This is a genomic window from Tsuneonella litorea (genome assembly GCF_025154015.1).
Lineage (GTDB): Bacteria > Pseudomonadota > Alphaproteobacteria > Sphingomonadales > Sphingomonadaceae > Tsuneonella > Tsuneonella litorea.
The window spans coordinates 287,416-308,297 of the sequence record NZ_JAOAMV010000005.1; the positions used below are offsets into that span (position 1 = coordinate 287,416).

At 66.6% G+C, this 20,882-nt stretch carries 22 protein-coding genes and 1 tRNA gene; 11 read left to right on the plus strand and 12 right to left on the minus strand.

Annotated features, from left to right (window positions below):
• Window positions 1–10: 10 nt before the first annotated feature.
• On the minus strand, window positions 11–919 hold the full coding sequence (locus tag N0B51_RS11635; protein ID WP_259962536.1) for a DMT family transporter: 909 nt from the start codon (window positions 917–919) through the stop codon (window positions 11–13).
• Between the two features lie 54 nt (window positions 920–973).
• On the opposite strand from N0B51_RS11635, the gene N0B51_RS11640 reads away from it, so the two are divergent.
• Window positions 974–1,207 (plus strand): hypothetical protein, encoded by a 234-nt coding sequence (locus N0B51_RS11640; protein ID WP_259962537.1) that lies wholly within the window; start codon window positions 974–976, stop codon window positions 1,205–1,207.
• 1 nt (window position 1,208) lies between these two features.
• Here the strand turns inward: N0B51_RS11640 and N0B51_RS11645 are convergent, their stop codons facing one another.
• Both N0B51_RS11645 and N0B51_RS11650 read right to left on the minus strand, forming a co-directional pair.
• Complete coding sequence (locus N0B51_RS11645) at window positions 1,209–1,355, minus strand: hypothetical protein (protein ID WP_259962538.1); 147 nt, start codon at window positions 1,353–1,355, stop codon at window positions 1,209–1,211.
• A 79-nt stretch (window positions 1,356–1,434) separates the two neighbouring features.
• Window positions 1,435–2,949 (minus strand): TadA family conjugal transfer-associated ATPase, encoded by a 1,515-nt coding sequence (locus N0B51_RS11650; RefSeq protein WP_259962539.1) that lies wholly within the window; start codon window positions 2,947–2,949, stop codon window positions 1,435–1,437.
• A gap of 238 nt (window positions 2,950–3,187) precedes the next feature.
• On the opposite strand from N0B51_RS11650, the gene N0B51_RS11655 reads away from it, so the two are divergent.
• The 5 genes from N0B51_RS11655 to N0B51_RS11675 all read left to right on the plus strand — a co-directional run bounded on the left by N0B51_RS11655 (window position 3,188) and on the right by N0B51_RS11675 (window position 9,078).
• On the plus strand, window positions 3,188–4,060 hold the full coding sequence (locus N0B51_RS11655; RefSeq protein WP_259962540.1) for a DMT family transporter: 873 nt from the start codon (window positions 3,188–3,190) through the stop codon (window positions 4,058–4,060).
• A gap of 39 nt (window positions 4,061–4,099) precedes the next feature.
• A complete protein-coding gene (locus N0B51_RS11660) occupies window positions 4,100–4,348 on the plus strand; it encodes a ribbon-helix-helix protein, CopG family (RefSeq protein ID WP_259962541.1) in 249 nt (82 codons plus the stop codon).
• A 3-nt stretch (window positions 4,349–4,351) separates the two neighbouring features.
• A complete protein-coding gene (locus N0B51_RS11665) occupies window positions 4,352–4,717 on the plus strand; it encodes a type II toxin-antitoxin system VapC family toxin (RefSeq protein ID WP_259962542.1) in 366 nt (121 codons plus the stop codon).
• Window positions 4,718–4,733: 16 nt separating this feature from the next.
• Entirely contained in the window at window positions 4,734–6,557 is a 1,824-nt protein-coding gene (gene glmS, locus N0B51_RS11670; protein WP_259962543.1) for a glutamine--fructose-6-phosphate transaminase (isomerizing), read from the plus strand.
• A gap of 184 nt (window positions 6,558–6,741) precedes the next feature.
• The gene (locus N0B51_RS11675) at window positions 6,742–9,078 is read left to right on the plus strand and encodes a putative bifunctional diguanylate cyclase/phosphodiesterase (protein WP_259962618.1); all 2,337 of its coding nucleotides are present in this window, start codon (window positions 6,742–6,744) and stop codon (window positions 9,076–9,078) included.
• Between the two features lie 17 nt (window positions 9,079–9,095).
• On the opposite strand, the gene purQ is transcribed toward N0B51_RS11675, so the two are convergent.
• Window positions 9,096–9,773 carry a phosphoribosylformylglycinamidine synthase subunit PurQ gene (purQ, locus tag N0B51_RS11680; protein WP_259962544.1) on the minus strand — a complete coding sequence of 226 codons (678 nt, stop codon included), beginning with the start codon at window positions 9,771–9,773 and terminating at the stop codon, window positions 9,096–9,098.
• Window positions 9,773–10,012: a phosphoribosylformylglycinamidine synthase subunit PurS gene (gene purS / locus N0B51_RS11685; RefSeq protein WP_259962545.1), complete on the minus strand. Its 240-nt coding sequence runs from the start codon at window positions 10,010–10,012 to the stop codon at window positions 9,773–9,775. Before purS ends, purQ begins: the two co-directional genes overlap by 1 nt.
• Window positions 10,013–10,288: 276 nt before the next feature.
• Between purS and N0B51_RS11690 the strand changes: the two genes are divergently transcribed.
• Window positions 10,289–12,502 carry a TonB-dependent receptor gene (locus tag N0B51_RS11690; RefSeq protein ID WP_259962546.1) on the plus strand — a complete coding sequence of 738 codons (2,214 nt, stop codon included), beginning with the start codon at window positions 10,289–10,291 and terminating at the stop codon, window positions 12,500–12,502.
• A gap of 134 nt (window positions 12,503–12,636) precedes the next feature.
• Window positions 12,637–13,527 (plus strand): diacylglycerol/lipid kinase family protein, encoded by an 891-nt coding sequence (locus N0B51_RS11695; protein ID WP_259962547.1) that lies wholly within the window; start codon window positions 12,637–12,639, stop codon window positions 13,525–13,527.
• Window positions 13,528–13,530: 3 nt separating this feature from the next.
• Here the strand turns inward: N0B51_RS11695 and purC are convergent, their stop codons facing one another.
• Complete coding sequence (gene purC, locus N0B51_RS11700) at window positions 13,531–14,334, minus strand: phosphoribosylaminoimidazolesuccinocarboxamide synthase (RefSeq protein ID WP_259962548.1); 804 nt, start codon at window positions 14,332–14,334, stop codon at window positions 13,531–13,533.
• Between the two features lie 120 nt (window positions 14,335–14,454).
• On the minus strand, window positions 14,455–15,762 hold the full coding sequence (locus N0B51_RS11705) for a cation:proton antiporter (protein WP_259962549.1): 1,308 nt from the start codon (window positions 15,760–15,762) through the stop codon (window positions 14,455–14,457).
• A gap of 241 nt (window positions 15,763–16,003) precedes the next feature.
• Here N0B51_RS11705 and N0B51_RS11710 point away from each other — a divergent pair, with 241 nt between their 5' ends.
• The 3 genes from N0B51_RS11710 to N0B51_RS11720 all read left to right on the plus strand — a co-directional run bounded on the left by N0B51_RS11710 (window position 16,004) and on the right by N0B51_RS11720 (window position 17,768).
• On the plus strand, window positions 16,004–16,279 hold the full coding sequence (locus N0B51_RS11710; RefSeq protein WP_259962550.1) for a hypothetical protein: 276 nt from the start codon (window positions 16,004–16,006) through the stop codon (window positions 16,277–16,279).
• A gap of 346 nt (window positions 16,280–16,625) precedes the next feature.
• Window positions 16,626–17,369, plus strand: coding sequence for a hypothetical protein (locus N0B51_RS11715; RefSeq protein ID WP_259962551.1), 744 nt, complete (start codon window positions 16,626–16,628; stop codon window positions 17,367–17,369).
• Between the two features lie 141 nt (window positions 17,370–17,510).
• The gene (locus N0B51_RS11720; protein ID WP_259962552.1) at window positions 17,511–17,768 is read left to right on the plus strand and encodes a hypothetical protein; all 258 of its coding nucleotides are present in this window, start codon (window positions 17,511–17,513) and stop codon (window positions 17,766–17,768) included.
• 54 nt (window positions 17,769–17,822) lie between these two features.
• Here N0B51_RS11720 and N0B51_RS11725 read toward each other — a convergent pair whose 3' ends face one another.
• From N0B51_RS11725 to N0B51_RS11745, 5 genes are all read right to left on the minus strand, one after another.
• On the minus strand, window positions 17,823–18,782 hold the full coding sequence (locus tag N0B51_RS11725; protein ID WP_259962553.1) for an endonuclease/exonuclease/phosphatase family protein: 960 nt from the start codon (window positions 18,780–18,782) through the stop codon (window positions 17,823–17,825).
• Between the two features lie 238 nt (window positions 18,783–19,020).
• Window positions 19,021–19,096: transfer RNA gene (locus N0B51_RS11730), tRNA-Phe, on the minus strand.
• An 82-nt stretch (window positions 19,097–19,178) separates the two neighbouring features.
• The gene (gene yacG / locus N0B51_RS11735; protein WP_259962554.1) at window positions 19,179–19,355 is read right to left on the minus strand and encodes a DNA gyrase inhibitor YacG; all 177 of its coding nucleotides are present in this window, start codon (window positions 19,353–19,355) and stop codon (window positions 19,179–19,181) included.
• Entirely contained in the window at window positions 19,352–20,308 is a 957-nt protein-coding gene (locus N0B51_RS11740) for a ribonuclease (protein WP_259962555.1), read from the minus strand. The genes yacG and N0B51_RS11740 overlap by 4 nt, the downstream gene beginning before the upstream one ends.
• Window positions 20,301–20,870, minus strand: coding sequence for a Maf family protein (locus N0B51_RS11745; protein WP_259962556.1), 570 nt, complete (start codon window positions 20,868–20,870; stop codon window positions 20,301–20,303). The genes N0B51_RS11740 and N0B51_RS11745 overlap by 8 nt, the downstream gene beginning before the upstream one ends.
• Between the last annotated feature and the right edge of the window lie 12 nt (window positions 20,871–20,882).

The window sequence follows — 20,882 nt, forward strand, 5'->3', positions numbered from 1 at the left end:
CGCCGGTTGTCTACTCGCCGACCAACGCGCGCGCACGGGTAACCGCCAGTCGGTGTTCGCGCCATGCGATGAGCAGACCCGCCCCTACGATCAGCGGTGCCCCGGCCCAGGTCGATCCGGGCGGCAGCCGGTCGAATACCCACCATCCGAACAGCGTCGCCCAGACGAGCGAGGAGTAGTCCATCACGATCACGCTGGCGACCGCTCCGTACCGCAGCGCGGCGGTGAGGAGGAACTGCCCGAGCAGCCCGAACACCCCGAGGCCGAGGAGAAGTCCCCACTGGTACGCGGTGTGGCCGGTCATCACGAACGGCATCGCCAGGCCCAGCACGGGGAGGGTGAAGGCCGCGAACCAGAACACGATCGTCAGCGGATGCTCGGTCCGCGACAGGTCGCGGATCTGGATCGAGATCAGCGCGATGGTGAAGGCCGCGCCGAGGGCGACCGCGGCGCCGAGGGGCGGGATGTGGCTCTGTCCCGGTTGCGCGATCACCAGCACGCCGGCGAAGCCGAGAAGAACCGCGGACCAGCGCCACAGGCCGACCCGCTCGCGCAGGATGAGCGCGGACAGGATCACCGCCCAGATCGCCGTGGTGAAATTGAGCGTCGTCGCCTCGGCAAGTGGCAGGAGCGTGACCGCGCCGAAATTGAGAAACATGCCGGTCAGCCCCAGCACCGCGCGGCGCCCGTGCGCTGCGAGGCGGTCACTCGACAGCAGCGAGAGCTGCCCGCGCAAGGCGAACCAGGCGAGCAGCGCGGGGACGGTGGGCAACTGGCGCCAGAACAGCGTCTCGGTAAGCGAAACGCCGCTTTCGGTGACCAGCTTGACGAACACCAGCATGACCGACAGCACGAACGCCGCGCCGAGCCGGATGAGCAGCGCCATCAGCGGGCGTTGGTCGGCGGGCGGATGGCTCACGGCATCGCCATAGGCCCACTGGCGGCCTGTGCAATGCATCCCATATTGCGGCCCATGAAGCTGATCGATGGCCTGCGTTTCGCAAGCGATGCCGAAGTCCTTTCGCTTTGGGGCGCGGGCTTCGCGGTTCTGGCGGTGGTGTGCCTGGTGATGGAACGGCGCCGGATGAAGCGCGCCGCGATCAACCGCGTGGGCTGGGTACCGTGGACCGGCCTGTTCCTCGTGTGCGTGGTGGTCGCCGGCGGCCTTCTCGCGCTGGGCGTGCCATCGTGGCTGCGCGGGGCCTGACCTAGGCGTCGACCCGCTGATCGCGCTCGCGCATGTGCTCGAACGATTGCATCAGGCGCGCCTCGAACTGGCTCTGGCGGTCGAGGATGCGCCGGCGGAACGCGCGAACCGGCTGTTTTTCGGCAAGTCGGATAACGTGTCGCAGCATGGGATCGTCCTTCGACCCCGGTTCATAGCGACCCCTGCCGTTCGATAATTGTAGGAAGCCGACGCTGCGGCAGAAAACTTTACAGGCACGCCTCGAGGTAGGCCTGGTCGAAGCCGAACTGGCGCGCCTTTTCGAGCGTGTAGGGACGCAGGCCCGACGAGCGGAACTCGCCGAGGATCTTGCCGTCCTCGCTCTCGTCGAGATACTCGAACTTGAACAGCTCCTGGGTGACGATCACGTCGCCTTCCATGCCGATCACCTCGGTGACGTTGGTCGTGCGGCGCGAACCGTCGCGCAGGCGCTTGACCTGCACGATCAGGTCGACCGATTCAGCGATCTGCCGGCTGATCGCTTCCTTCGGGATCTTGATGTCGCCCATCAGGATCATGTTTTCCATGCGGCCGAGGCACTCGCGCGGGCTGTTGGCGTGGAGCGTGCACATCGATCCGTCGTGGCCGGTGTTCATCGCGGCGAGGAGGTCGAAACACTCCGCGCCGCGGATTTCGCCCAGGATGATCCGGTCCGGACGCATACGCAGGGCGTTCTTGACGAGGTCGCCGATGGTGATGGCGCCCTGGCCTTCAAGGTTCGGCGGCCGGGTTTCGAGCGGCAGCCAGTGCGGCTGCTGGAGCCGGAGTTCGGCCGCGTCCTCGATCGTCAGCACGCGCTCGCCCGGGTCGATCATCTTCGACAGGGCGTTGAGCATGGTCGTCTTGCCCGAGCCGGTGCCGCCCGAAATGACGATGTTCATCCGGCACGCGCCGGCGATCTTGAGCGCGGTAGCCATCTTGTCGCTCATGCTGCCGAAGTCGCGCAGCATGTCGATGGTGATCGGCTTCTCGGAGAACTTGCGGATCGAGATCGCGGTGCCGCGCAGCGAAAGCGGCGGGACGATCACGTTGACGCGGCTGCCGTCCTTGAGGCGCGCGTCGGCCAGCGGCGTGGTCTGGTCGACTCGGCGGCCGACCTGGTTCACGATGCGCTGGGCGATCTGGAACAGGTGCTGCTCGTCGCGGAACCGGATCGGCGCGATGACCAGCTTGCCCTTCTTCTCGATGTAGGTCTGGTCCGGCCCGTTGACCATGATGTCCGACACGTCGGGGTCGTTGAGCAGCTCTTCGAGCGGACCGAAGCCGAGCAGCTCGTCGATCAGCACCTTTTCCAGCGCGAACTGTTCGCGGCGGTTGAGGGTGACCTTGAGCTCGGCCAGCACCTCGAGGATGATCGGGCGGAATTCCTCGGACAGCTCGTCCTTCGTCAGCGTCGCCGCCGCTTCCGGGTCGACGCGCTCGAGCAGGCGCGGGAGTACCTGTTCCTTGATCTTGTGGACGCTCGCCTCGAAGCCGCCGACCTGCTGTTTCTCGTGGACCGCGTTGGCGCGATCGGCGAGCCGGGTCATCGCATCGCTTTGCTTTGCGGGATCCTGCCCGGCAAGGCCGTCATCGGCGGGAATGGGCGGGAACTGTTCGCCGCCGGCCGGCTGCGACGAAGGCGCGGCGCTGGCGCCCCCCCTCATCGGGCGGGCGACACCGAAGGAGGGACGGGCGCCGGCGTTCATGCCCCCGGGTCCGTTCTTCCGTCCGAATGCGCTCATCGAATAATCCCCCAGGCCGTCGGCATTGCGATCACGCGCGGCCTTGCCGCGAGCGAGGCGAACAGCGCCTTCCGAGACAGGGTGAATAGGAAGGAAAGGTTGTTTTTTTCCTAAAATCGACCCCATCGGCGGGGGATCGCAGCCACCCGCACGTCCGCGCTGGCGCTTGCCGGGAAAGTCCCATAGAGGCCGCGCCGCAATGATTGCCGCCCCCCGTCAGGATGACCGCATCGGCCTCATGTACGCGCTTGCGGGCTTCGCGTTGCTGTCGGTCGGAGATGCCGTCGTGAAGTCGATGGCGGGCGAATGGCCTCCGACCGCGATCGCGGCCTTGCGCTATGCCCTGGGGGCGGCCGGCCTGTCCGCCATACTGTACGCGCGCGAGGGTGCGGCCGGCTTCCGGATCGTCCAGCCGGGGCTCCAGTTCATCCGCGGCGCGGCGGTGGCGATCGCGACCGTCTCGTTCTTCGGCTCGCTGTTCCTGATGTCGCTCGCGGAGGCGACGACGATCATCTTCATCAGCCCGATGATCACGGGCCTTCTTGCGCCGATCGTTCTCAAGGAACGGTCGCGTCCGGAAACGTGGATCGCTTCGATAGCCGCGTTCGTCGGGGTTCTCTTGGTCTTGCGTCCCAATGTCGCCGAGATTGGGGTCGCGGCTTTCCTCCCGCTCCTCGTGGCCTGCGCGATGAGCGCGCTGTTCATGGCTAACCGCGCGGTCGCCGGGAAAGCGAGCGCGCTGGCGATGCAGGCCTGGCTGGCGCTGGTCGCCGCCCCGGTCCTGGTCGCGACGGCGGTGGTCGGCCACCTGTCCGGCTTCGCGCCGCTCGCGGTGGCGCTGCCTTCGCCCGAAGTGGTCGCGAAATGCGCCTTCGTTGCGCTCAGTGCGAGCAGCGCGCACTGGCTGATCTATCTCGGGACAACGCGCGCCGGGGCCGCGAGCATTGCACCGATGACGTATGTCCAGCTTGTCGTTGCCACGGGTCTAGGCTGGTGGTGGTTCGGCGACAGGCCCGACGCGCCGACGCTGGGGGGAGCGGCGGTGATCATCGGCGCGGGCCTCTACCTGTGGCAGTCGGGGCGGTCGCGGGCGGCGGCGCGTGCGCATTGACCTTCTTGCAATGATATCATGATATGATATCGCGATATCATGACGCGTATCCTGGCCGACCTGCCTGACGAGGACCTCGAGAAGCTCGATGCGCTTGCAGCGAGCAACCGGACCTCGCGCGCGGCTACCATTCGCGCCGCGGTGAAGCTTTACCTGAGCCAGCGCGGCGACGACCGCAGCTGGATCGACCGGGGCTACGGGCTATGGGCAGATCGCGACGATTTGTCCGACAGCGTCTCATACCAGCGCGCGATCCGCGACGATCGCGCGCCTGGCGAAGACGTCTGACGCGTGCCGTCTCCGTTCTTCGACACCAACATCGTCATCGACTGGCTGCGCCGCCGGCCGCAGGCCCGTGCGGAGATTGCGCGCTATGGCCGGCACAGCATAAGCCGGATCGTGTGGACCGAGGTCGTCGCGGGCGAGAGGCTCGAGGACCGCTCTACGGTGATCGAGCTGCTGTCCCATTTCGACGTGGTGGAGATCGACCAGAGGATCGCGGCGGCGGCTGCCGACATTCGCTCTCGCACCCGGATGAGGTTGCTTGACGCCTTCATCCTCGCCACCGCGCAGGTCAACGGGTCGATCCTGATCACTCGCAATACGGTGGATTTCCCGGCAAATATGCCGGGCATCCGCGTTCCTTATGTCATCTAACGAAAGTCATTGAATCATGTGCGGAATTATCGGCATCGTCGGCAGGGAACAAGTCGCGGACCGGTTGGTCGACGGGCTCCGGCGGATGGAATACCGCGGCTATGACAGTGCCGGCGTGTGTACCCTGCACGATGGCACGATGATCCGTCGCCGCGCGCAGGGCAAGCTTGCCAATCTTGTCGAGGAACTGGCCGAGCGTCCCGCTCCCGGCACCGTCGGCATCGCGCATACCCGCTGGGCGACGCACGGCGCCCCGACGGCCAGCAACGCGCACCCCCACGCGACCGATCACGTTGCGCTGGTTCACAACGGGATCATCGAGAACTTCAAGTCCCTGCGCGACGAGCTCATCGCGCGCGGCCGCAAGCTCGAGAGCGACACCGACAGCGAGGTCGTCGCCCACCTGATCTCCGAGGAAGTGGAGGGCGGTGCCTCTCCGGAAGGCGCGATTCAGGCGGTGCTGCCCCGGCTGCGCGGCGCCTTCGCGCTGGCGATCGCGTTCCGCGACCACCCCGACATGCTGATCGGCGCGCGGCTTGGTTCGCCGCTCGTGGTCGGTTACGGCGAGGGCGAGATGTACCTGGGCTCCGATGCGCTCGCGCTCGCTCCGCTGACGCAGCGAATTTCCTATCTCGAGGAGGGCGACTGGGTCGTGATCACGCGCGACGACACGCAGATCCGCGATGTCGAGAACACGCCGGTCACGCGTGCGATCACCACCTCGGGTGCATCGGCCGCGGCGGTCGAAAAGGGCAATTACCGGCACTTCATGCAGAAGGAGATCTTCGAGCAGCCGACCGTCGTCGCGCAGACCCTCCAGAGCTACATCCACCAGGCGGACAACCGGGTGGCGCTGCCGCAGATCGACTTCGACCTGTCGGCCATCAGCCGGATCACGCTGGTCGCCTGCGGGACCTCGTTCTATGCCGGGATGGTGGCGAAATACTGGTTCGAGACATTCGCCCGCGTTCCGGTCGACATCGATGTCGCGAGCGAGTTCCGCTACCGCGAGCCGCCGCTCGAGGACGGCGGCCTCGCGCTGTTCATCAGCCAGAGCGGCGAGACAGCCGATACCCTCGCCGCGCTGCGCCACTGCAAGGCGAACGGGCAGACTATTGCAGTGGTCGTCAACGTGCCGACCAGCTCGATGGCGCGCGAGGCGGACCTGCTGCTGCCGACCCATGCAGGTCCCGAAATCGGCGTTGCCAGCACCAAGGCGTTCACCTGCCAGCTCGCGGTACTCGCCGCACTCGCCGCCCATCTCGCGGTGAAGAAGGGGCGGATCGACCGCGCGGAAGAGCAGGAAATCGTCCGCCATCTGCTCGAAGCGCCCGCCTGCCTCAACGCCGCGCTGGATCACGACGACGACATCGCCGGGATGGCGCACCTCATCGCGCCGGCCCGCGACGTGCTATACCTGGGCCGCGGACCGGATTACCCGCTCGCGCTCGAGGGAGCGTTGAAGCTCAAGGAAATCAGCTACATCCATGCCGAGGGTTATGCGAGCGGCGAGATGAAGCACGGGCCCATCGCACTGATCGACGAGGCAGTGCCGGTGATCGTGCTCGCCCCCTCGGGCCCGCTGTTCGAAAAGACCGTCTCGAACATGCAGGAAGTGCGCGCGCGGGGCGGCAAGATCGTGCTTATCTCCGACGAGGAAGGGCTGGCCGAAGCGGGCGAGGGTTGCCTCGCGACGATCCAGATGCCGCGGGTGCATCCCCTGATCGCGCCGCTTGTCTATGCGGTCCCGGTGCAGCTCCTCGCCTATCACGTCGCCTGCGCCAAGGGCACCGACGTCGATCAGCCACGCAATCTCGCAAAGTCGGTGACGGTGGAATAGGCCCGGCCTGCCGGGAACGCCCCGTCCGGCCGTTCGCGCGGTCCCGCCGCATTGGTTAATTTCCGGTTGCGGGATTTCGGCTATTTGTTGTTTGGAATAAGGGATTTACCGCCGAATAACTTTTACCGGCTAACGCGGCGGAGTGATCGATCGCAACGATAGCCTTTCCGAGCTTCCGGCAGAAATGCCGCTGCTTGCCCTGCTGGGTCTGCGCGACCCCGAGGGCGGGGACTGGAATCGCCTGCGCGCGCTCCAATTTTCCCAGATCAATCAGACGATCGGACTGCGCATCGTGGTCCACGCGTGCTGCGCGCTGATCGCGATATGGGTCTATGCCGGCAAGGCGCCGGTGGCGTTGCTCGGCGCTTTCGTCGCCGCTCTTGCCGCAGGATTGTTCTACGCTCTGCGCGCCGACCGGGTGCTGACCATCGGCGACCGCGTGCGAATCACGCGCCAGGAGATCAACCGCAAGGGTCTTTCGACCGCGCTCGTGGCGTGCGCCTGGGCAATCCCGCCGCTCGCCTTCGGCTTCTACGGTGGAGACGCCGAGCGGACCGCGATCGCGTTGCTCATTGCGATCCTGCTGCTGGGTTCGACGTTGGCCCTGGGGGTTGCCCCTCTGGTCACCGTCGTCTTTGGCGCGATTACCGGAATCGCCTGTATCGTCGCATTTCTCGTGTTCGGTCAGTTCGGCATGGCGCTCGCGACACTGACCCTGATGGTCGTGGTGACCATCGGCGTGTCTCAGGTTGCCCGCATTCACCTGACCGCGTGCCTCGCCGAAGCCGGCAACGCCGAGAAGAGCGAGGTCGTCTCGCTGCTCCTGCGCGAGTTCGAGGAGAACCAGACCGACTGGCTGTGGCAGATCGACACCAACCGCCTGGTCCGCTCGGCGTCTCCGCGCTTCGCCTTTGCGCTGGGAAGGTCCGTCGAAGAGGTCGAGGGGCGCCCGTTCCTCGAACTCATCAGCGGCGAGGCCTGGGAAACGGGCCAGTTCCCCTCGAGCCTGCACGACCTCGCTGAGCGGCTCAAGCGGCGCGAGAGCTTTTCCAACCTGCTGGTCAAGGTGTCGATCGGCCGCGAGCATCGCTGGTGGGAGCTTTCGGGCACTCCGATGCTCGACGACAACGGCGCCTACCTCGGCATCCGCGGAGTCGGCTCCGACGTCACCGAACAGCGCGAATCGAGCGAGAAGATCGCCTATCTCGCGCGTTACGACACGCTCACCGGCCTGCCCAACCGGCTGATGCTGACCGAGGCGCTGGGCGACGCGTTGCGCTATGCCGAGCAATGGCGGACGCGCTGCGCGTTCCTGATGATCGACCTTGACCGGTTCAAGGCGGTCAACGATTCGCTGGGGCACCAGGTGGGCGACAAGCTGCTGGCCCAGGTGTCGGCGCGCCTGAAAGCGGTGCTCGGCGAGGACGAGCTGTGCGGACGGTTGGGCGGCGACGAGTTCGCCATCGTCATCCGCGACGCGAGCGATCGCAACTGCATCCAGCGCGTCGCCAAGAGCGTCATTGCACGGCTGTCGCAGCCTTACGAGGTCGACCACCACACGCTGTATGTCGGCGCCAGCGTCGGTTCTGCGCTTGGTCCGCGCGACGGGCAGACGGTCGAGGAACTGATGCGCAACGCGGACCTCGCGCTCTACCGGGCGAAGGACGATGGCGGCGGCGAGCATCGCCATTACGAGCCCGCGCTCCATGCCAACGCCGAGGAACGCCGCCAGCTCGAGTTCGCCCTCCGGCGGGCGCTGGAAAACCGCGAGCTCGAACTGAACTATCAGCCGGTCGTTAACGCGACCACCGAGGAAGTCGTGAGCTTCGAGGCGCTGGTGCGGTGGAACAGCGCGCAGCACGGTTCGGTCAGCCCTGGCAAGTTCGTTCCGATCGCCGAGGACACCCGGCTGATCGTCCCGATCGGTACCTGGGTGATGGAACAGGCCTGCCGGGAAGCGACACGTTGGCCCGAGCACGTCAGGGTGGCGGTCAATGTCTCGCCCGAACAGCTGTTCGAGCCGGACTTCGCCGCGACCGTGGTCAATGCCCTTTCGGCCAGCGGACTCGAGGCGCGCCGGCTCGAACTCGAGGTCACCGAATCGATTTTCCTGCGCGATGCCAGCGTTGCGCGCTCCTCGCTCGAGCAGTGCATGGCGCTCGGCTGCACCGTCGCGCTCGACGATTTCGGCACCGGGTATTCGTCGCTTGGATACCTGCGCAAGCTGCGCTTCTCGACGATCAAGGTCGATCGCAGCTTCGTCCAGGGCGCGGCGCAGGACAGCAAGGAAAGCCTCGCGATCATCCGCGCTGTGGTGGCAATGGCCGACAGCCTCGAGATGACGACCACCGCGGAAGGGGTGGAAAGCGTCGAGGAAGCCGACCTGATCCGCCGGCTCGGCTGCACCAAGATCCAGGGCTACTACTTCGGCCGTCCGATGCGGGCGGAGGAGGCACTCCAGCTGTTCCGCCGCCGCCATTCGGATATGCCGTCGCGCATCAGCGCCCGCCCGGCCGCCTGATAGCGCGCAGCCCCCGATCAGGCGTCGACCAGCGCCCCGATCGCGCTTTCGAACAGCACCCGCCCGTCCGAACCACCCAGTTCGGGTTCGATCGCGCGTTCGGGATGCGGCATCATGCCCAGCACGTTGCCCTGCGCATTCAGCACACCGGCAATCCCGCGCTGTGATCCGTTGACCGGCGACGCATACCGGAATGCCACCCGGCCCTCGCCCTCGAGCCGGTCGAGCGTCTGCTCGTCGGCGAAGTAATTGCCGTCGTGGTGGGCGACCGGGAAGGTGACCACCGCCCCCTCCTCGAAGCCGGCGGTGAACAGCGACTGCGCGTTCTCGACCGTGAGCGGCACCGGGCGGCAGGTGAAATTGAGCTGGGCATTGCGCATCAGCGCGCCCGGCAGCAGTCCGCTCTCGGTCAAGACCTGAAAACCGTTGCAGACGCCGAGGACGGGCACGCCCCGGCCGGCCGCGGCCACGACGGCCCGCATCACCGGGCTGCGGCTCGCGATGGCGCCGCAGCGCAGGTAGTCCCCGTAGGAGAATCCCCCCGGTATAGCGATGAAATCGAGGTTTTCAGGAAGGTCCGGGTCACCGTGCCACACCCTGATGGCCGGTTCGCCCCACACCTTTTCGAGCGCCACCGCCATGTCGCGGTCGCAGTTGGATCCGGGAAAGGTGATGACCGCGCCGCGGAACGCCATCACGCCGTCTCCAGCTTCTCGATCCGGTAATTCTCGATCACCATGTTGGCGAGGAGCTTGCGGCACATCTCGTCGAGTGCAGCATCGTCGGTTCCCTCGGCAATGTCGAGTTCGATCAACCGGCCGACGCGGACATCCTCGACCCCGGTGAAGCCCAGGCCCTCGAGCGCGTGGTGGACGGCACGGCCCTGGGGGTCGAGCACCCCGGGCTTGAGGCTGACGTATACGCGGACTTTCATCGGGCAGGCCTTTTCATCGGTGGTATGCGCGGTCGCGGCGGCCTATGCCGCCGCCGCGGCCGAAGGGCAAGCGGTGCCGGGCCTCCCCGCTCGGCAGACGGGGGATCGTCCCCGCCCGGATTGTAGCAATCCAGCCACACCCGACCAGCTTATGGACCCCCGCGGGGATCAGGCGGGTAAAACCGCCTTTCCGACAGTCGCGCCGATGTCCACAATCGCGCCAGGGCCGCACGCACCTGCGCAACAGGGCGCATCAAGATCTCAAAGGACGATGTCATGACCACCCGCTTCATCTGCTCGACCGGTCGCCTGCTCGCGGCGACGGCGCTCTCGCTGGGAACGCTGGCGGGGGCCTCGCCCGCGCTGGCGCAGGCAGCGGCCGACGGGGCGGAAAGCCCCGATGGCGGGCTTGCCGAAATCATCGTCACGGCCAACCGCCGCGAGGAAAACCTCCAGGACGTTCCGGTGTCGGCAGCAACCCTGTCGGCCGATGCGGTGCAGTCGATCCTGTCTGCCGGGGGCGAGGTCACCGCGCTCTCCGGCCACGTGCCCGGCCTCTTCATCGAAAGCTCGAACGGGCGCGCGGCGCCGCGCTTCTACATCCGCGGGCTCGGCAATACCGATTTCGACCTTGCCGCCTCCCAGCCGGTTTCGGTGGTGATGGACGACGTGGTGCTGGAAAACGTTACCTTGAAGGCGTTTCCCATCTTCGACATCGACCGGGTCGAGGTCCTGCGCGGGCCGCAGGGCACCTTGTTCGGGCGCAACACGCCAGCTGGCATCGTCAAGATCGACACCGTCAGGCCCAGCGACGAAGCAACCGCGCAAGGCGCGCTCAGCTTCGGATCGTTCAACACGTTTTCGGGCGAGGCGGCGGCAACCGTGCCGCTGGCGCCGGGCCAGGTTTCGCTGCGTTTTTCGGGAATGCTGCAGAGCCGGAGCGACTGGATCGACAACGGTTTCACCGGCGAGAAGAACACAATCGGCGGGTATGACGACCGGGCGGGCCGCGTCCAGGTCCTGGTGACGCCGTCGGTCGATTTCAGCATCCTGGGCACCGTCCAGTTCCGCAACTTCACCGGCACGTCGACCCCGTTCCGCGCCAACATCCTTGGGCCGGGCAACAACGACCTGAACGCCAACTACGACCGCGACACGGTGTTCTACGACGCCGGTGGCGGCAACGTGGCGCGGTACAAGTCGCGGATCGCGTCGATCCACTCCGACTACGATTTCGGCGGAGCGACGCTGACCTCGATCACCGCCTGGGCGCGCAGCACCGGGCGCAGCCGCGGCGACATCGACGGCGGCAACCTGGTGACCGGGCCCGGGTTCATCCCGTTCCCGTCCGACACCCAGGACTCGATCCGCCTCGACCAGTTCACCCAGGAAGTCCGGCTGGCTTCGGAACCGGGCGGTCCGTTTACCTGGCAGGTCGGCGGGTTCTATTTCAACAGCGACTTCGACGTCACCACGGTGGGCTTCAACTTCCCGCCACCGGTCACCGTCCGGCACGACAACGAAAGCTGGGCGCTGTTCGGGCAAGGCACGTTCAACCTCGGCGAACGCGCCAAGATCACCGCGGGCCTGCGCTATACCGACGACGAGAAGGACTTCGTCGTCCTGTCCGGCGCCGCGCCGCAGCCCCGGCACGTCCAGGACGACCGCCTGAGCTGGGACCTTTCGGCGTTCTTCGACGTCACCGACGATGCCAGCGTCTATGCCAAGGTCGCCAGCGGCTTTCGCGCGCCGACGATCCAGGGCCGCGACGTCGCGTTCTTCGCTCCGCCGTCGATCGCGACGAGCGAGAAGATCATGAGCTACGAGGCGGGCTTCAAGTCCGAGTTCGGCGGCCGCACGGCGCGCATCAACGGCGCGGTGTTCTACTACACGATCACCGATCCGCAGTTCTCCGCGGTCGGCGGCGCGGGCAATCTCGTCCAGCTGGTCAATGCCGACAAGGGACGCGGCTACGGGTTCGAGCTCGACACAGCGTTTCAGCCGACGAGCGCGCTGACGCTCACCGCCGGACTCAGCTACAACAACACCCGGATCCAGGACCCCAACCTGCTCGTCGGTACCTGCGCGCAGTGCACGGTGACCGATCCCACGGTGGTCATCGGCACCAACACCCGCGCCCGGGTGGATGGCAATCCCTTCCCCAACGCGCCCAAGTGGATCGCGGACTTCACCGCGCGCTACGGCGTGCCGATGGGCAACGGGGGCGAGCTGTTCGCCTACACCGACTGGACCTACCAGGGCGCGACCAATTTCTTCCTCTACGAGAGCCTGGAGTTCAACGCCGACAACCAGTGGGAAGGCGGCCTGCGCATCGGCTATGCGCGGCTCGACGGAGACTGGGAGATCGCCGCGTTCGTTCGAAACATCACCAACGCGGACAACGTGAAGGGCGGGATCGACTTCAACAACAACACCGCGTTCGTGAACGACCCGCGGGTGTTCGGCGTGTCGGGCCGCCTGCGCTACTGATCGGGCGAGCGGGGTCGGACGATCACCGCAGCGACCGCACGCGTGGTGCCGGCAAGCAGGATGGCAAGCGGGGCGGACCGGACCAGGCCCGCCTCCTTGCCCCGAGCGCCCGAACGGGGCAACAACCGCCGCCGATGAAGCTGGACTTGGTCTACAATCCCATGGCGGGCAGCTTCAGGCAGGCGCGCCTCGACGCGCTGGCGCGGGCCTTCGAAGGACACGGCTGGGACGTCCGCCGCGTGCCTTCCGCGCGCGCATGGAGTCCCGCAGGCGATCCGCCCGATATTGCCTGCGTCCACGGCGGCGACGGGACGCTGCGTGACGCGGTGCAGGCGCTCGGCGCGCTCGCCGGTCGGGTTCCGCTGTGCATCGCACCGTCCGGCACGATCAATCTGGTCGCGCGCGAGCTTGGCTATCCCGGCGATCCCGATCGGCTTGCCGCGCAGGTCACCACCGCTTGGCGCCGAGGACCCGAGGCGTGGGTCGCGGCGCCGCTCTACCGGCTGGGCGACCTCCCGGTCGTCTCCTGCCTGTCGATCGGGCCTGACAGCCACGCGGTTGCGCACGTTTCGAGCGCGCTCAAGAAGCGCATCGGGCGCCTGGCCTACGTCGCGGCCATGCTGCGCGTGATGCGGCGCTGGCCGCGGCAGACGATGCGGGTGTCGGGCGAGCTGGCGGACGGAACGCGCTTCGCCTGCGAGGCAGGAGCGGTGATCGTCAGCCACGGCGCGCTGTTCGCAGGGCCGTTTCGCCTCTCGCCCAATGCCGCGCTGGCGGCCGATTCGGTCGAGCTGATCGTGCTCGACCGCCCATCGCGGGTCGGGGTGCTGGCGTTCACCGCCGCTGCCTTCGCCGGCCTGCCGCTCGACCGGCTGGGTCTCGCCACGTTCCGCAGCGCGCGGCGTGTCGAATTCGATCGCTGCGCGAGCCCGGTGCAGGTAGACGGCGATCACATTCCCGGCATCGGGGGCGAGTGCGCCTTCGCGGTCGAGCCGACCGGGATGACGCTGCGCTACGTCGTCTAGGGGCTACTTCTTCGGCTTGGGCGAGGACCGCAGTCGGCCGCGGTGCGCGCTCATGTCGAGCACCTCGCCGGGCGACTGGCCGTCGTCCTGCAGCAGGCCGAGCCGGCGCGCGACCTCCTGGTAGGCCTGCTCCTCTCCGCCCAGGTCGCGGCGGAAGCGGTCCTTGTCGAGCTTCTCGCCGGTCGCGATGTCCCACAGGCGGCAGCCGTCGGGGCTGATCTCGTCGGCCAGGATCGTGCGGCTGAAATCGTTGTCCCAGATGCGCCCGAACTCGAGCTTGAAGTCGATCAGGCGGATGCCGATCGCAGCGAACATCCCGCACAAAAAATCGTTGATGCGGATCGCCATCGACGAGATGTCCTGCATCTCCTCGTGGCTCGCCCAGTTGAAGCAGGCGATCTCTTCCTCGCTCACGAACGGATCGCCGAGGGCGTCGTCCTTGTAGCAGTATTCGATCAGGGTGTGCGGCAGCGGCTCGCCTTCCTCGATCCCCAGCCGCTTGGTCAGCGACCCGGCGGCGACGTTGCGCACGATAACCTCGATCGGGATGATCTCGACCTGGCGCACCAGCTGCTCGCGCATGTTCAGGCGGCGGATGAAGTGCGTCGGGATGCCGATGTGGGCGAGGCGCGTGAAGACGTACTCGCTGATGCGGTTGTTGATCACGCCCTTGCCGTTGATCGTGCCCTTCTTCTGGGCGTTGAAGGCGGTGGCGTCATCCTTGAAGTACTGGATCAGCGTGCCCGGCTCGGGACCTTCGTAAAGGATCTTGGCCTTGCCTTCGTAAACCTGGCGGCGGCGGGACATGGGCGGTGCGTCCTTCTCGGGAGCGGGAAAACGAGGCGCCCCGGCGGAGCGGGTCGGCGGTGACTCGCGCGGCCGGGGCGTGTGTTCGCGCGCCTTAGGCAAAAGCGCCGCCGAACGCAATCAGTGGACGGTCGGCTCCGCCGGCTCGGGTTCGAGCGCGGGCAGGTGCCGGGCCTGCAGCCGTTCGATGACCTTGCCCAGCGTGGCACGCTGGACGAGGACGGAAAACAGCACGACCGCGAACGTGGCGGCGAGCAGCAGGTTGCGCGCGGTCCCTTCCGGCAGCGCGAGGACCAGCGCGATCGAAATGCCGCCGCGCAGACCGCCCCACCAGAGCACGCGCCTGGCACCTGGCGCGTCGAGCTTGGCGCCCGGCACGACGTTGACCATCGCGCCGACCGACACCCCCCGCGCGATCAGCGCGATCGGAATGGCCAGCAGCCCGATGACCAGGTGCCCGCGTCCCGGAGCGAGGGCGATCATCTCGAGGCCGATCAAAAGGAACAGGACAGAATTGAGGATCTCGTCGACCAGCTCCCAGAATTTGTGGACGTAATCCCTGGTCTGGTCGCTCATCGCGTGGGCGAACCCCTGGTTGCCGATGATGAGGCCCGCCACCGCCATCGCCAGCGGGCCGGAAATGTGGACGTTGGACGCCAGCGCATACCCGCCCATGACGACGGCAAGGGTGATGAGCACCTCGAGCGAATACTCGTCCATGCTGGCGAGCGCCCGGAATCCCAGCCACCCGATCACCAGTCCCAGCAGCACCCCGCCGCCGGCCTCGATGGCGAACAGGCGCGCGCCTTCGGCCACGCTGAAATCGGCACCTGTGACCGCCGCGCCGAGCAGGATCGTGAAGACGACGATGCCCACGCCGTCGTTGAACAGGCTTTCCCCCGCGACCGCCGACTGGAGCGATGCCGGCACGTTCTCTTCCTTGAGCACGCCCAGCACCGAGACGGGATCGGTGGGGCTGATCAGCGCGCCGAACACGAAATACCAGATCGGCGCGATCGGCAGCGAGAGAAGCGTGCCGAGGCCCCATGTCAGCGCGCCGACCAGCGCGGTCGAGATCAGCACGCCGACGGTAGAGAGGAGGAGGACGGGCACCCAATCGCGCTTGAGTCGCTCCAGGTCGACGTGCAGCGCGCCGGCGAACAGCAGGAAGCTGAGCATGCCTTCGAGCAGCGTCTCGGTGAAATCCATCCTCTCGAGCAGCCGCGCCACCCAGTCGTCGATGGTGATCCCCGGCAGCAGCGCGTTGGCGAGCATCATCGCGAGCGCGAAGAACGCGCCCATCACCGTAAGCCCGATCACGTGCGGCAGACGGATGTAATGATGGTTGACGTAACCGAGCAACGCCGCGGCGACGACCAGCATGGCAGCGATGTCGAACGCCTGCGTGGCCTGGCCGGTGTGCTCCATGCTGCACGCATAGCCGCCACGACGCCGCTGTCAAAACGGAGCGATCGCCCCATCTTCCCGTCCGGATTGTGGCCAAGGTTTGCCACGCGTGCCTTATTCGGAACACAGGCCAACCTTGCTGGTTGGTTAACAAAGCTCGCTCTCGTGAAGCAGGGCTTTGGATGCGCGGCGGCTGTTCGAGAACCCTGTCTCTGCCGTGGAATGCCGCCGGCGCTGTCAGGCAGACCAAAGGAGTTAGCACATGAAATTCGTGAAGATAATTGCCGTTTCGTCGATCCTCGCCCTCGGCGCGTGCGGCCAGGACGACGCGGTCGAGGAACGCGGCGACCAGCTCGAGGAGCGCGCCGACGCGGTTGACCAGGCCTATGAACAGGACGCGATGGCGCTGGAAGAAGCAGCGGACAACGCCGCGACGGATGCGCGCGAAGATGCGCTGAATGCCCGCGCAGAAGCACTCGATGATGTCGGTGACCAGAAAGCCGACGCGATCAATGAACGCGCCGACGAAATGAATTGATTCGGCCTTCGATCATGGGCGTGTAGGACCTTCCCCCCCTATGATCACGCCCGAAGGGCTCTGCAGCGGCGGAGCCCTTCTTTTTTGCATCATATCTATTCCGAGGACCATCGCGGGATGGCCTTGCAAGAGGAGAGAAATTGGAAAATGTGTTTGGACTTTAAAAAGCATTTAAAAAAAGTGTATAGATAGCGTTATTTGAGTTTAAATTATAAGTATGATCAATCTATGTAAATAAAACTAAATTAAGAATCGTAATAGTCGGAAAGGTATGAACTCAGAGATCTATGGAACATGACATTGGGTGATGCGTTAATCTCCAGGCAATATTCAGGGGAGAAACGATATGTCTGCTACGAGAGATCTGGATGATGATCCCAAGGCCACCGTCATCAGTACGACCGGTGCGCCGGCATTATTGAGCCGGGTGTCCTGGGGCGCCATTTTCGCCGGGACCGTGGTTGCGGTCGGCTTGCTGGTGCTGCTGGGAATGCTTGGAACTGCCATCGGATTCCGGGCGATCGACCCGCAGCAGGGCGCCGCCTTCGACGGAGTGGGTATCGGTGCGGGAATCTGGTGGATCGTCAGTAGCGTCCTGGCGCTGGCCATTGGCGGCTATGTCGCCGGCCACCTGTCGGGCATTCCCGAAAAGCGGTCGGCCACGGCCCACGGCGCGAGTGTCTGGGGCCTCCTCACCATGGTCATGCTGTGGCTCGCGGCCAGCACCGTCGGCACGGCGGTCAACACTGCGTCGGGCGCGGTCGTGGGGGCTGCCCAGGCGGCGGCGACTGCGACGAACACCGCGGCGTCCGCCGTTCTGCGTCCGGGTGGCGTGACCGAGCAGGAAGCCGAGAACCAGGTCGAAGGCGCGGTGAACGACGTGCGCGCGCGGATCAATCGGGTCGATCAGGACCAGTTGCGCGAGGATGCCGGCAGGACCGCGGAGAACGCCCTCGACGCGCTGTCGAGCGCCAGCTGGTACGCCTTTATCGCCTCGCTTCTTTCGCTCGCGGCGGCGGTCATCGCGGCAGGTGCCGGAGCGCCCCGCCGGACCTTCATGACCGCCCGCGAGGAAATCGACCTCCGCTAGGCCGAAGGGGCAATCCACGACGGCCGGACCGGTCCTCATTCGGCGCCGGCCTGCCGGCCGCGGGAAGCGGCGCTTCCGCCGCTCACAATCCGATCATTCCAAATAGACATCAGGAGAAATCAGATGACACCGATCAAGATAATGACACTTTCCGCCGCCGGGCTCGGCCTTGCGATCGGCTTGAGCGTCCCCGCCGCCGCCCAGACCAAGGATTACCAGGCCAAGTCGCCCGAGGTTGTCGAGCGGAACGCGCAGGGCAAGGCGATCAAGGTGAAGGTCGGAGAAACCGTCTATGACGTCTGCATGTCCGAGAAGCAGGATCACTGCATCAACCCCCGGGCTGCCGGACTGAACTGGGGCGACCGACCGCTGGGCTACTGGCCCGGCAATCGAAGTTGAGTTCGCCATCCAGACCCTTGAAGGAGCCCCGGCGTCGATTGCCGGGGCTTCTTTTCATTGGGGAGCCGCAAGTGGCGCGGCGCACAGCCTGGCGAACAACGCGCGATGGTCCGATCCGTTGTCGGGAAGCACCTCGAACGCGGCGACCTTCAGTCGCCCCTTGACCATGAACTGGTCGAGCGGCCAGCCGAGCAGCAGGAAATCGGCCGGGAAAGTGGGAAACGTGCCCCGTCCGATCCGCGGATCCTGCCAGGCGCCCGTCTGGCGAAACTTCGTCGTCGTGCGCGACCAGGGCACGTCGTTGAAATCGCCCATCACGAATGCGTCCGGGAGTCGGTCGGGCGTCTGAATGCCCGCCCTGACGATGTTTTCGTCCCGGAGTTCGGTGTTCCATCCGGGCAGGGGAGGCTTGGGATGAAGGCCGATGAACTCGATCGGGTTCGCCCCCTGCGGCTGGACCGTCGCGTACAGCGTAGGGGTGTCGCGATAGGTGTTCTCGACGATGTTCGCCTTGAGGACCGGCAGCCGGGTAGCGAAGACCATGCCGAAAGCCTCGGGCTGCGGGTGCCGCTGGACCGCGGGATAGGTCGACAGGACCGGCTCGAGGGCCTCGATCCACCGCCGGTCGGTTTCGACCAGCAACAACAGGTCCGGGTCATAGCGTGCGATCTGCGCCGCGATGCGGTCGTGGTCGTCGTTCTCGACCTTGACGTTGACGGACATGGCGGAAAAGCACCCCGGACCGGCGCCCGGGCGGTTATCTTCCAGCGCGATCTGTTCCCGCGCGATCGGCCAGTAGGGCCAGACCCGCCACGCGTTGATGCCGATGGTGAGCGCCAGGCAGGCTATTGCCACAGCGCGTGCGCGCGATTCAGCAAACAGGGACAACACGACAAGGAAGACCGATGCGAAAATCAGCGGTTCGCGCACAAGGTCGAGCGTTCTTATGAACCAGGCATCGCTTGGAATCAGTGAAACGAGAGAGGAAATGAGCATCACCACTGCAATGGTCACCAGAACTCTCGCAAGGATTCTCACTTTTTCCGCTCTCCTCTACGGTTCTCCTGCCTTCGACATGAAGTGAAAGGGCTGACAGCCGTTCGCTCCAAGATAGGTTTTTTCGGCTGCATTTGCGAACTTTTTTCCGGAGTCGCGAGATCCGATGCCGCTCGCCGGATGTCGCCGCAATCCGCCCCGGCCCGGCCCACCTCCGATCAGGAGAAGACGCCAGCTATCCTGAAAATGGGGGAAGTGGTGCCTCGGGGCGGATTCGAACCACCGACACTGCGATTTTCAGTCGCATGCTCTACCAACTGAGCTACCGAGGCAGGTACTTCCGCGCCGGGGCAAGGGCACACCGGCGGTTGGCGAGGCGGCGCTATGGCGGCGCTTGGCCCGGTTGGCAAGGGGTCAATCGGACTCTTCGCGCACGATCTCTTCCGGATCCGCTGGGCGGCCGGGAACCGCGTATCCATCGGAGAACCAGCGCGCGAGGTCGCGGTCCTTGCAGCGGGTCGAACAGAAGGGCGCGTGCGCTTCGCTGCGCGGCTTCTTGCAGATCGGGCAGAGGCGGGCGGCGGCTGTCATCGCGGCACGATCTGGGCATGGCCCCCGTCGAGTGCAAGCGAATGATCGGCCTCGAGCCGGACTTCGCGGCCGGTTCGGCGGGACAGTTCGGCCAGCCACTCGGGCCGCAGCGCGGCAAGGACCGCCGAATGCGCGGTCAGCCGGATCGCGCCCGCTCCCTCGGTTCCCTCGCCCCGCCGCAGCAAGAGCCGGGCCGCCGCTGCCGCCCGGTGGTGTGCCAGCCTATGAAGCAGCGACGGGCCGGTGCTGCGGGCGACGAGCTGGACGAAGCCGAAGCCGTTCATCGCCGTACGCTCGTGCGGCCAGCCGTCGAGCACGTCGGCCAGCGCGGAATCGACCGCCTGACGGTCTGCCTTCGCAGCGAGCGTGGGAAAGTCGATCCCGATGGACCCGCCGAGCGCGAAGTGGCGCAATGCGCGGCCGATCGACGGCACCGCTGCCAGCGCCAGCTCGCGGGGAGGCAGGGTTCCGTCGATGTCGATCACGGTCATGCCCGGCGTGATCGCGAACAACAGGGCGCCGTTCGGAAATGGCACCTCGCCTTCCCACGCCGCGCCCCAAAGCTCCTCCCACAGGCCCGGGGGGAAGCGCCGCACCGGCCTTCCGGTCTCGAATGCATCGCCCTCGCGGGCCGCGGGTTCGCGGTCCGTCCAGCGGCCCTGTGCCTGTTTCAGCCGGCCGCGCTCGGCCATGGCGGCCCGGGTGATCTCGACCCGTATCGCCGCGCCCTCGCTCGCCGCGCGGGGGAGCCGGTCGACCAGGATCGCCGCGCCATCGTCGGTCATCGCAAGCCCGCGCGGGGAGCCGGCGGGCCGCTGGACGAGCGTGGCCCCCACGGTGTCGCCGGCGCGCAGTTCTCCCGGCCATCGCACTTCGGCGGCGACCACGCGGTCGTTTTCGACGAGCAAGGCCCGGTCTTCGCCGATCCCGCGCTCGACCAGCCACTCAGCCAATGGCAAATCCCGCTGCCTTGAGCAGGGCGCGCGTTTCGAACAGGGGCAGGCCGACGACGCCCGAGTGGCTGCCCGCGATCCACGCGACCAGCCCTTCGGCGGCGCCCTGGATCGCATATCCGCCCGCCTTGCCATGCCATTCGCCGCCAGCAAGATAGGCGGCGATCTCTTCGTGCGACAGGCGCTTGAAGCGGACCTGGGTTTCGCTCAGCCGCTCGCGCACCGTCCCGTCCGGGCCACGCAGCGCGATGGCCGACAGGACGCGGTGGCGTCGGCCGGACAGCAGTTCGAGGCAGGCCCGCGCGGTCGCCTCGTCCTCCGCCTTGGGCAGGATCCGGCGTCCGGCAGCAACGACGGTGTCGCCGGCCAGCACGAAGGCGTGGCCGTCGGCGGCGGCATTGGCCTTCTCGCGCGCCATGCGCCGCGCGTAGTCGCGCGGCAGTTCGCCCTTGCGCGGCGTCTCGTCGATGTCGGCGGGGACGACCCGCAGCGGCTCGACGCCGAGCCGCGCCAGCAGCTCGCGGCGACGCGGACTGGCGGATGCGAGGACGAGATCGGGCATGGCAGCCCGCCG